Source organism: Sebaldella sp. S0638, from assembly GCF_024158605.1.
Lineage (GTDB): Bacteria > Fusobacteriota > Fusobacteriia > Fusobacteriales > Leptotrichiaceae > Sebaldella.
Genome location: NZ_JAMZGM010000008.1, coordinates 16,586 through 29,945, shown reverse-complemented (window position 1 = coordinate 29,945; position 13,360 = coordinate 16,586). Strand labels below are relative to the sequence as shown.

The 13,360-nt window shown below is 37.5% G+C and carries 3 protein-coding genes; all 3 read left to right on the top strand.

What is annotated here, in order from left to right; genetic code table 11:
- Positions 1–39 precede the first annotated feature (39 nt).
- The 3 genes from NK213_RS04020 (at position 40) to NK213_RS04010 (ending at position 13,321) form a co-directional block, all read left to right on the top strand.
- On the top strand, positions 40–861 hold the full coding sequence (locus NK213_RS04020; protein ID WP_253346945.1) for a transketolase: 822 nt from the start codon (positions 40–42) through the stop codon (positions 859–861).
- On the top strand, positions 854–1,795 hold the full coding sequence (locus NK213_RS04015; protein ID WP_253346944.1) for a transketolase family protein: 942 nt from the start codon (positions 854–856) through the stop codon (positions 1,793–1,795). Before NK213_RS04020 ends, NK213_RS04015 begins: the two co-directional genes overlap by 8 nt.
- A gap of 510 nt (positions 1,796–2,305) precedes the next feature.
- A complete protein-coding gene (locus tag NK213_RS04010; RefSeq protein WP_253346942.1) occupies positions 2,306–13,321 on the top strand; it encodes a hypothetical protein in 11,016 nt (3,671 codons plus the stop codon).
- The last annotated feature ends 39 nt before the right edge of the window (positions 13,322–13,360 follow it).

Here is a 13,360-nt window from a genome sequence, read left to right as displayed (position 1 = left end):
TAGTTATTAGTTATTTGAAAGTATAGTGGGAGGAATAAAATGAAAACTAAAATTAACACACTAAAAGAGGAAGCCAAAAAAAACAGAAAAAAAATATTAGAAATGGTATACAGAGCTAATGCAGGACATCCCGGAGGTTCGCTCTCGGTAATTGATATTCTTACTGCAATTTACGCCAATGAAATAGATTTTAACTCAGCCGAAAGAAGCAGGGTCGTATTATCAAAAGGACACGCCACTCCAGCTTTATATGCAGTGCTGAATGAACTTGGATTCATAGAAGACAGTGAATTCAATACTTTTAGAAAAGTAAACTCAAGATTACAAGGGCACCCCGATAAAAATAAAATTCCTGAAATAGATGCTAATACAGGACTTCTCGGTCAGGGACTTTCTATCGGTGTGGGAATGGCACTCGGTAAAAAGCTGAAAAAGGATCAAAATAAGGTCTATGTGATACTTGGAGACGGAGAGCTTCACGAAGGACAAGTATGGGAAGCATTAATGTCAGCACCGCATTATAAACTGGATAATCTTGTGGCAATACTCGACTATAACAGACTTTCTTCAAAAGATGATGTAAATAAAGTAATGAATCTGGAACCTATAAATGATAAAATAAAAGCCTTTAACTGGGAGTTGATGGAAATCAACGGACACAGTATGGAGGAAATCACTGACGCAATAGAAAAGGCTAAGGGAGTCAAGGGGAAACCTGTGTTTATAATCGCTGATACAGTAAAAGGAAAAGGCGTAAGCTTTATGGAAAATAATCCAAAATGGCACAGCGGAGGACTCAGCGATGAAGAATATAAAACAGGTATAGAGGAAATAGAAGCAGGAGGTAATAATAATGAGTAATTATAAACTGGTATCCCCAAGAGATTTTATAGGTGAAACACTTATAGAATATGCAGAACAAAATGAAAAAATAGTAGTGATAGACAGTGACTTATCATCTTCTGTTACAACACATAAATTTGCAGAAAGATTTCCAGAAAGATTTTTTGAGATGGGAATAGCTGAACAGAATTCAATGGGAGTAACAACAGGACTTGCTTTTGAAGGATTAATTCCGTTTTTTGTGGATTTTTCCATATTTGTCACAGGTACTGTGTGGACACAGTTAAGACAGGCGTGTTATTCCAAAGCAAATATAAAAATAATAGGCTCACATCCCGGTATGGATAACGGGCCTGACGGTGCAACACACCATGCATTGGAGGATATAGCCCTCTCAAGGGTTCTGCCTAATCTTACTGTATTAATTCCGGCTGATACTTATGAACTGAAAGATATGATAAAAAAAGCACTTGAAATAAACGGGCCTGTGTATATAAGAACTGCAAGGGATGTAGTGCCTTTGTATAATAATGAAAAAACCGGTTTTGAACTTGGTAAGGCTCAGGTAATATATGATGAAGGCGACGATATAGCAGTGATATTTGAAGGAACAGCAGGAAAACAGGCATTTGAGGGGTTTGAACTTTTGAGGGAAAAAGGATATAAGTGCAAATTAATAAATATAAGAAGTCTAAAACCTGTAGATAAGGAACTGATATTAAAAACAGGAAGAGCTGTAAAAGGAATAATAACAGTAGAAAATCATACGATATACGGCGGTTTGGGATCTGTCATTGCAGAGGTACTCGCTGCTGCGGAACATAAGGCAGTACTCAGATATGTAGGGGTGAATGATACATTTACAGAATCAGGAAAGACTGCTGAAGTTAAGGAAAAATACGGATTAAGTAAAGAGAAAATATTAGAAATGGCAGAAGAAATAATAAAGTAATATTTTTAATAAATTAAAAAATTTATGACTGTATCAATAAGAAAAATTATGATACAGTCTTTTTTTAAACTAAGAATACTTTGTGTTTTGGTAGAATTACATTAGTATTTAATTTGAAAAATGAATTGACAAAACCATATTCATGAAGTAAAATATAATACAATGGTGTTTTGTTTTTTATTTATATTTATTATAATTAAATCTTTTGGTTATTGTTTTTTAAAAAAATAACGAAACTTTTTTTAGAATTAGGAGGTGTACTTTTATTTTGACAAAACTACCATTATTAGCAAACAAAACTACTAATTATATAAAATTATTTTTTTAATTAACCAATTAAATATAAATAAATAATTTTATTTTTAAAAAAGTTAAATTAATCCTTAGTAAGGTAAGGCGTAATTTTCTTAAAATAGCAGATTATAAAGATAATTTATAAGATAAAAAAAGAAAGGATATTTTTTATAAACAGGGGAAGGCTATTTGAGAGGTGCAACTAAGGAGGAAAATATGAAAAAACCGAAAAGAAATAAAAGATTATTAATGTCTTTTTTAGCAATTAACACAATGATAACAGCTTATGCCAATACAGGCCAGAGTCTGACAACTACCAAAAATGACAGACTTTATAATAAGGTAATCAAAAATATACAAACTGGAAAAACCAATAAAGACAATTATAAACTTATCGAAAACATTTTAAAGAAAAAGAATAAAGAATTAAAAGATCTCTATTTACAGGGAGACTACATTGTAAAACCTGAATATCTGGAATGGCAGATATTTTTCAGCGGTTATTATGAAGAATATAATAAAGATGTGGATAATACAAGTGAAAGTGCAATGTATCATTCTAATCCGGAACATGGTACAAACGGATACTATGATGAAAACGGAGTTTATGTGGCAACAGGAAGAACTTCGGGATTAATGGGGAAACCTTATCAGCCGCCTCAGGAAGGTAAGGAGATAAGAATGGGTGTAAATATTACACTCAGAGATATGAAAAAGGAAGCTATTAATCTTAGTGTGGGAAATGTGGAAGTGGCAGAAGTGACACCTCTTACAATGAATGTAACACCGCCGGATGTAAAAGATCTTCCTGAAATATCTGTAGGAACATACGGAGGAATAACTACTCCGTCAATTTCAATACCTACAGTAAATCCTATCAGCATAGGATCAATAACAGCAAGTTCGCCGGGAGCAATATCGACACCTGTTATTACTCCTTTTGAGGTAACAGTTCCCACGGCACCTACTGTACAGGAACCTGTAGTAGGAGAAATAATGGCACCTGCCGCACCTGCTGTACCTACAGCACCTACAGTTACTGCTGTAGCTTTTAATCCTGTGACACCGTCTGTTTTAACACCTTCGACGTTTACACCTGCGACTCTGACATTCACTCCAACAGGATTCGGGCAGAGTTACAGTCCGTCGTTTACTCCTACTTCAAATCAGATGGTACATAATGTAAGCGCTCGTACACTTGATGCAGGCGGAGTAACAATAACTGCCGGAGGATCTTCTGGGGGAACATGGACAGGAAGAATAGAATACGCTAACACTGCATATCCAAGTGCTCCTTGGAATTCATGGCAGACAAGTGCGGCTTCTTATGCTTCCAGCGGAAGTCCTATTACGGTATTTAACTATGTTGATAACTATAACTATACTGTCGAAGGTGACTGGACATACACAAATACAGGCTCAACTAATTCGACAACAATGTTTTTAAGCTATAACCCGTATCAGGTAATAGATCCTGCAGGAAAAACCGTTGAATTCAAAGGGAATCTGACAATGAACCATACCAGTCCTACTGCCAATTACATGACTTTAGGATTTGAACATCAACTGCTCTACGGAAACGGAGGCGGAAGCAGTGCTGCAATGTTAACGGGATATTCGACTTTGCTAAACAGCGGGACAATAACTTTGAATAACGGACAGAATATGATTGCCATAATGGTTGATTCAGAGGGAACACAATCTCCACTGATGTCATATACATTAAATAAAGGAACTATTCATATAAAAAGTAAACGTAGTATAGGAATTGACTTTGGTCAATATCTTAATAACGCAAGTATAGGCTCTGCCAATCCGAGAGTAACTGTAAGACCGGGATATATATTAGTAGACGGCACTGAAAATTATGGTATAAGAGTAGCAAATGTATTCAGTACTGATCCTACATATTACCAATATGCATATATAGACGGAACAAATCAGGGAAAAGGCGGAATAGTAGTTCAGGGGACAAATAACGTAGGACTGTCTTTATCAAAGCAGATGGGTGCTAATTTAATAGGAAATATTTCTAATTTGAATATATCAGTTAACGGCACTGAAAATATAGGTATATTAAGAAGAACTGACTATGCACAGACTGGAAATATGGTCTTTACTGCAAGTCATATACAGAATTTGAATTTTGGAGCTAATGCCTCTAAAAGTGTGCTTTTAAGAACTGATAACGGGAATATTACACTGGACAGGGACATTACAATAAATAACGGACTTGGAAATAATATAGTGCTGCAGGCAAACGGAGCAGGAACATCAGTTATAAATAATTCAGGAAGAACGATAACCCTTGATACAGGAGCTAAAACATCAGTAGGTATGCTGTCCTCAGGAAGCGGAAGTCTTGAAAATAAAGGGACAATTAATGTGAAAGAAGGAAGTTCACAAGGATTGGCAATACTGTCTTCATCAAGCGGTACAAACTCCGGAGCAATAACAGTTACTGGAAATACATCAACAGGTGTATATAATGACGGAACTTTTAATATGACAGGGGGAAGTATCACTGCTAATAACTCAGGTATCGGGGTATATGCCACAGGAACAGCTACCAGTCTTACAGCGGGAACTCTTACGGTAAGCAACGGTTCTGCGGGAATATATGCTAATAATGCAACTGTGGGTCTGGGAAGCGGTTTTGCCACAACTGTAAATAACGGAGGACTTCTTTTTTACAGAGGAGGAACAGGTAATTTAAGCGTAACCGGAACATCAACAGCTAATATAAATTCAGGAGGAACTGCATTTTATCTTTCGGGAGGAACTGTGGCTTCACTTGGGAATCTTGTAAGTTCTGGTAATCTGGCGTTAAATATGGCTTCGGGATCAAGTCTTGTAGGATGGGATTCACCTTCTACCACGATTCAGTCATCGGCAATGCCTACGCTGCTTTCTGTAAGTTCAATAACTAATACAACAGTTACAGGAACAGGGTATAATAACTTTTTGATAAATAAAGCTAATGTAGATATAAACAATGCTGTAAATCTGGACACTTATGCAGGGAAATATTATGATAAAGTAGATTTTGTCTCATCAAGTGTAGAAGTAACAGCAGGAGGATCACTGACAGGAAGCAGTGCCAATCAGATAGGAATTGCACAAAGAAGCTATAGCGGTGCTGCTGTAGGAAATATAAAGCTTACTAACGGCGGGACGATCAGCATGACAGGTAATGATTCTACAGGTATAGCAGGAGATTTTGCCACTATAACAAATAGTGCGACAGGGATTATAACAATTTCAGGTAATAAATCTACAGGAATATTCTCAGCTAACGGATCACTTACTAAAAACAGCGGAATAATTAATGTAAATACAGCAGGTACAGGAAACAGCGCAGTGGGAATCTATGGTTCGAATAATTTCGGCGGATCAGCTGCAACATATGGCGACCAGAAAATTAACATAACTAATGACGGTACTATAAAATACGGCGGAACAGCTGTTTCTGACGGAATAGGAATCTATGTAAAAAATAATAATGCAGCTAAATCAGATGCTGTAATAACATTAAGCGGAAGTTCCAATATAGATATGACAGGCTCTAAAAGCGGAGTGGGAATATTTGCAGATAAAGCATTAATAAACATATCAGCAGGAAAAATAAAAGCTGGAGCTAATATAACCGGTATTTATGCGGAAAATGGGACAGAAATCAGCACGACAGGCGGAACAGTGGATATTTATGGAAGCGGGGTAGGAATATACCTTGCCGGTTCAAGTAAATACAACGCAGGGACAGGTAAATTTGTCCTTTATGAAAACGGCGGAGCAATTTTTGGTCTTGAAAACGGTTCAGTATTTAATATAACAACTGCAAATATAGACAATACAACACACGGCGGCGGATCAGCCCTGAGTTTTGTATTAGGAAGCGTAGGTAAAAAGGATTATACACATAACTCAGCCATAAACCTCGGAGCAATAGATAATGCCACTATTCTTGGGACGAAAGGCGGGGTAATAACACTTGGTACAAGTTCTGACCTTCAGTCTACAGGGGAAAATGTAGTAGGAATAGGTGCGGGATCAATAAAAGACAGCTCTGTAACAGGAACAAGAGAGATAACAAACAGCGGTAATATAAAACTAACTGGCGTCGGATCAACAGGAATTTATGTAAAAGACGGTGCAAGAGCGTTAAATAATGCCGCAGGTACAAATACGCTTACTGTAAGCAATTCATCTGTGGGAATGTTTGCCACTGGAGCAGCAACAACAGCTGAAAACAGCGGTAATATTCTGGCAGGAACAGGTTCCGTGGGGATGTATTCGGCGGCAACAGGTGCAGGAAGCGGTATATTTCTCACAGGAGGAAGCATTAAGTCTTATGAAACAATCTCCGGAACACCTGATGAAAAAGTAACGGGAATGTACATAAAAGCTTCTTCAAACGGAAGCCAGTCAGGCGGAACTATACAGCTTGAAGGGAAAGAATCAACAGGAGTATATAACGAAGGTACATATACACTTTCAAATGGTGCCATAACAATGAAATCTGAAAAAGGCGTAGGAATTTATGCTACATCAGGTTCTTCTACAAATATAAGCAATGGAACAATAAGTGCTGAAAATGGTTCAGTGGCACTTTATGCAGATGAATCAACAATAAATATTTCAGGCGGAAATTTCATTATAGGAAATGCAGGACTCTTATTTTATAATTATCCTTCAGTGATATCAGGAAGCAAAGGAAAACTATATATGACAGGCTCTGCGAATGCCACTGTAAACAGCGGGGGGATGGCGTTTTATATAGAAGGCGGAGCATCTTCGAACATAGCAACTGAATTATCATCACTTGTAGGAAGTTCCGGAGCAGCTAATAAATTAAACATAACTATGAATCCGGGATCAAATTTAATCAGATGGAACGCTCCTACAGGAGGAAGCATAAATCTGTCAAGCATAAGCAGTCTGAGCAGTTCAATAGCCAATGTAACAGTATTGGGAAGCGGATATAATACACTGTCTATAAATAAAGGCGAACTGACAATAGATGAAAATGTTTCGTTAACAGGAACAGGTAATGCATATAATGGTGTAGAAATGTCGCAATCAAAGGTAACACTGGCTTCAGGCTATAGTATAACAGGAACTCTTGACGGACAGATAGGAATAGCCCAGATAAATCCAGGAAAACTTTCTGATGTTTCAATAACTAATAACGGAACAATTACATTAAGCGGTAAAAAATCAACAGGTTTAGCACTTGATCATGGTCATATAACTAATACAGGAACTATAGAAGTGGCGAATCCGGGTATAGCCGGTGACGGTTCACTGGGAATTTTCTCAGCCAATGATACAGTAACTGTTAATAACGGGACTATAAATGTAAGCGGAATTGAATCCGTTGGAATCTATGGAGCTAATGATTTTGTATCAGGAACTCCGGCATCTTATGGAACAAGAAAAATAGACATAACACATAATAATATCATTACATTAACAGATTCAAAAAATAACTACGGAATTTACCTGAATAATACTGCTGTTCCTCAAAGTGACTCAAATCTGATTTTGGGATCAGGGTCAAAAATAATAATGGGGAATAATACAGTAACTGACAGAAGTATAGGAATAACACTGAAAAATTCTACACTTACAAATAACGGCGGAATAATAGAAATAGGCAAGAACGGTGTGGGAATCTATGCAGAAAACAGTAAGGTAACAGGAAGCGGGGGAGTAACGAAACTTCAGGAAAAGTCAGTAGCTTATACTCTTGAAGGAAATGTAGATTTTAATGCAGCAATAGGAACAGTGGAATTTAACGGGAATAATACCACAGATGCAGCAGCCATATATTCAATAGGAGATAACAGCGGTGCTGACACTTTGTCATTTAATACAGGGGATATAAAAGTAAATGTCACAAATGGCGGAATACTTACTGTGGGAAATATTGGCAAAAGCAGAATATTAACATTAAATAATAAAATAGAAGTAGGAAATCCGGGAACGGGAACAATTACAGGTTCTATACTGGGACTTACTGAATCAAAAATAACACTGGGAACGTCATCACAGCTTATTACTGAAAATGCCATGACAGGAGTAAGTGCCACAGGTGCTTCAAGTGCTGGCGGATATGAGGTAACAAATCAGGGACAGATAACAATTGGTAAAGAAGCAGCGGGAATATATGTATCTAACGGAGCAGAGGCATTAAATGATTCCGGACAGATAACAATAGGAGAAAAAGCTGTGGGAATGTATGCTATGACTTCGGGAGCAAGTAACAGTAAAGCGGTAAATACAGGTATAATAACGCTAAACGGCGAGTCAGCATTAGGATTATACGGAAAATCTTCAGGAACAGGAACTGCGGAAATAGAAAACACAGGAACTATAGTTTCTGCACAGGACAGTTCATCAGTTTATTATATAAAAACACTTGGTATGGTTTTGGAAAGTGCAAAAATCACAGCTAAGAACAGCGGGACTATAGATCTGAGAGGTGATAATTCCATAGGTGTATATAATAAAGACGGAAACTTTACAATGACAGCGGGAACAATTTACGTAGACGGTGAAAAAAGTGTGGGAGTATATGCGAATACTAATGTCGGAGGAAGTACAGCAATAAATTCGGGAACGGTAGAAGCCCGCGGAGCAGGAAGTATAGGTCTTTATGCTGAAAAAGCCTCAGGGAGCAACACTACAATAAATATCGGAAACGGAACAAATATAAAAGCAAGTAACGGAGCACTGGCTTTCTACACATCACTGGACGGATCGAATAATCCTACGGGTCACTTTAATGTAGTAAGCGGTACAGCAACGGCAGAAATAGGAGTAAATGGTACAGCCTTTTATTATAAGGGTCTGAATAATCCTGCGGATATAAAAACATTCCTGACTAATATGTTCACAGGAACAGGAACACTGAATCTGAAACTCACAGATTCAAGCTCAAAAATGATGATACTGGAACCTACAGGCGGTGGAACAATGCTGCTTTCAAGTCTCGGAGGAGGAGGGACACCATTACTTCCTGCTAATGTAACAATAGATCCGGGATCTGTAAGTGATTATAAAATATTACAGGTAAATAAAGGAACTTTGAGTATAAATCAAAATGTAGACCTTGATAATGTCAATGATGCTTATAACAGGACAGATTTCTCATCATCAAATGTAACACTTGAATCCGGAATAAATATGATAAGTGTTTCTCCTAGTAAAATCGCAATAGCGCAAAAAAGTTACACAGGTGCTGTAAGAAGTGATATTAAGCTGATTAATGACGGAGGAAGTATTATTCTTTCCGGAGATAAAAGTGTAGGAATAGTAGCTGACTTCGGAGAGATCAGCAATAATGCCGGAGGGATTATCGAAGTATCCGGAAAAGACGGAATTGCAATAATCAGTGCCAATGGTTCATATGCTAAAAACAGCGGAACTGTCAAATTAGGTGAAGCGGGAGTGGGAATGTACGGAGCCAATGCATTGGATACGAGCAATATACCATCTTACGGAGATCAAAAAATAGAATTGGAAAACCATGGATTAATTCAGGGACTGGCAGGGTCAAAAAAAGCATATGGGATAATTGCTGATAATAAACTTCTGACTCAGGCTGATTCCAAAGTAACTCTCGGTTTAGGTTCAAATATAGATATGTCAGCTTCAGAAGGCGGTATAGGAATATATACTAATAATTCAGGATTGACAGTTAACGGAATAATGAAAACCGGAAAAGACGGTGTAGGTATATTTGCTAAAGATACCGCAGTTACAGTAAATGGATTAAATCTTGAACTTTCGGGAAATAATTCTCTTGGATTATATACAACAGGAAATACAACAACTACGGTAAGCGGGACAGTAAATGCATTAATTACAGGGACAGACGCCGTGTTGTTTAACTTTGAATCAACAGGAGCAGTAAACGGTCTTGGAACGAATTTAGTAATAAACGGTGCGAGTACTGGGACTTTCTCATTGGGAGCAATAAAAAACAGCGTATTTGATTTTAGTAATGCTTCTGCAAATCTGGTTAATCTTGGATCAGGAAATGCATCTACAGGAATAAATGCAGCTAATTCAGCTGTAAGATATGGTACTAATGTAACAGTAAACGGAGCATTGGCTTCACAGACAGGAATGGCTCTTGACGGAGTGTCTTCGGGATTTATAGCAGGGTATACAAATTATGAAGGAGTAAATGAAGGTCAGATTTCATTGTCTGGAATAAAGTCTGTGGGAGTTTACGGTAAAAATGGTGCGAGAGCAGTAAATGCAGGGGTAATAACTGTAGGAGATAACTCGGCGGGGATTTTTGTAAAAGACGGCGGAGAAATTAAGAATACAGGAACAGTTACAATTGGTGCAAACTCTCAAGGGCTTGCTCTGAAAAACGGTACAGGAATTGATAACAGCAATGCGATAAACAGTACACAAAGCAAAGCTATAGGTATTTACAGTGAAAATATATCAGGAAATGTAGTATCATCAGGGGTAATAAATCTTTCAGGTGATAAATCTATAGGGATATATTCAAAAGGCGGAGTTGCACAGATAAATAATTCAGGAAGCATAATAATAGGGGTTTCATCTGATGAAAAAGATCCGGGTATGGGAATTTACTATGATAATACAGCAGGAACTACAATAAATTCCAATATTATAACAGTGGGCGACAAATCATTGGGGATATATAATAAAGCAGCCGGAGGGACAATTAATCAGACAGGTGCACTTAATGTAGGAAAAGGCGGAACAGGGATTTATACAAACGGAGGAATTCTTAATATAAGCGGTTCTATGTTCGTGGATGATGCTTTTGCTGCAAATAAAAATTCTGTGGGAGTTTATGGAAACGGTGTGGTTAATATTACTGATTCCACAGCAACAGCTTCAATAGGAAATGATTCATTCGGATATCTGCTTAATACTGCCGGTTCAAGTTTCACAAATACCGGAGGAGTAGTTATTCTGAATACTAACGGTGTCTATGTTCATGCCAAAGACTCTGTAATACAAAACTATAACAGTATATCCATGCTTGGAAGAGAAAATATAGCATTGTATACAGAGGGAGGATCAGCGGCCAATTACGCTTCGATACAAAGTACAGGAGCTGCATCAGATATAGGGAATATAGCAATATATAATAACGGTGGTTCTGTAGATAACTATGGAAACATTGAAGTAGGACATTCAGATATAGTATCAAAATTTGATCCGACTTTAAATAAATATGCTGTGGGAATTTACGGAGTGGATTCATCTGTTACGAATCATTCAGGAGCAGTAATAAAAGTAGGAAAAGACGGAATAGGAATTTACGGCGGGAAAACTGACGGAAATTCAATAATTCCGGTAATAAAAAATGAAGGAAATATAATTTCATCAGAAGATAATGCACAGGGAATGTACATAGTCGGAGCTGTTGGCAGAAACAGCGGACTTATTCATCTTACAGGAGATAACTCTACGGGAATAGTCGCTGACGGAGCCACAATTACTAATGAATTAACAGGAAGAATAATAATGGACGGGGATAATTCCACAGGAGTATTTCTGACAAGCGGTGCAGTATTATATAATAAAGGAACTATAGAAATAAATGGTGCAAACAGCGTGGGGGTGCAGAAAGATACAGCAGGGGCTTCAATAGCTGAAGGAGATAACTCAGCACATATAATATTAGGTCCGGGAGCAGTAAATTCAAATATGGTTCAGCAATCAGGAAAAGGATACACGAAACCGTCAATAAGAAATGCCGGATTAATAAAGGTAAATGATAACTTTACTATAGACGGGTTTAATATGATAATAGAACCTGATCTGACTTCGCATAAAGCAGAGGCATATGTGGATTCGCTCGGTGAAAATTATATGTTCGTGGTAAATAATACTTATCTTGATGTAAAAGGAGACCTTACAGTCTCTGCAAGTGACACTATTATAGTAATGCCGACTTTTACAAAAGGTACAAGCGCTAATGTATACAAGCTGGAAAATGCTATAGTTGCTGGCGGTCAGATAAAGCTTACAGATGGAAAAACGAATATAAAGAGCGGGTCGCTTACATGGGAAATCACACCTGTGGACACTACAAACGGCTATGATTTATATGCCCAGAAGATTGACTATGATAACTTCACAAGCGGTTTGTGGTATGAAGACTTCGGACGTGCGCTTGATGAAAAATATCTCACTCCTGAAGGAGAATATGAAAGAAAAGAGATATTTGAAAAAATTGATGTTATAACAAATGAAAAAGATTTTAGAACTGCAATGTCAAGTCTGGCAGGAGATATATATGCCAATATGAATCAGAGAGAATACGATATAGCAAGAGCATTTGAAAACTCGCTGGATTTAATGGCAAATTCTTCAAATAACACAAAAGAAAACGTGAAGCTGAATGTAATAGCAGGAAAAGGTAAAAATAAAGAAGAAACAGACGGTGTAGTAGGATATGACTATACTACGGCTGGAGTGTTGGCTTTACGTGAAGTAGAAAGAACTTACAGACATACATTCGGTTACTCACTGGGATATATGCACACGGAATATAATTTTGATGATGCAGGAAACAGTGATGAAAAAGCAGATACAATTCAGCTGGGATTACATAATAAGTATAGTGTAAACGGATGGAAGCTGAGAAATGATCTTACAGGAAGAGTGAGTTTCCATAATACTGACAGAAGTATATTATGGGAAAGCAGCGGACCTTCTGATCTGGATGCGTCATATGAAACATATTCGGTATCGTTTGATAATATACTGGGCAGAGAATTCGAACTTGGCAAAAAACTGAGTATTGTTCCATACGGGGCATTAAAAGCAATGTATATGACAAGACCGACGTTTAGTGAAAAAGGACTGGAAAGACTTGAAGTAGAAGGAAATGATGCATGGAGTGTAAAACCAAGAGCCGGAATAGAACTAAAAGCGGCTGTACCTCTTGGAACACAGAGTGCATGGAAGCTGAAAGGGAATTTGGACTTTGCATATGAGTATGAGCTTGCTGACCTTAATGAAAGGGAAAAAGCAAGACTGATAGTAGTAGAGGATAATTATCATAATCTCTCAAAACCGCAGGATGAAAGAGGAACATTTAAGACAAGAGCAAGTGTAGGTGTGGAAGTAGAGGACAGATACGGAATATTCCTTACTGGAGAATATACAGTGGGGAATGATGACAGAGACGATTACAGAGCAGGGGTAACACTAAAAGCAATATTTTAACTATAAGTAAAAATAAAAAACCGGCAGGGTTAATAACCT

Excerpts from the sequence above, each read along its gene's own strand:
- NK213_RS04020 (WP_253346945.1), top strand. The coding sequence starts at position 40 with ATGAAAACTAAAATTAACACACTAAAAGAGGAAGCCAAAAAAAACAGA.
- NK213_RS04015 (WP_253346944.1), top strand. The coding sequence starts at position 854 with ATGAGTAATTATAAACTGGTATCCCCAAGAGATTTTATAGGTGAAACA.
- NK213_RS04010 (WP_253346942.1), top strand. The coding sequence starts at position 2,306 with ATGAAAAAACCGAAAAGAAATAAAAGATTATTAATGTCTTTTTTAGCA.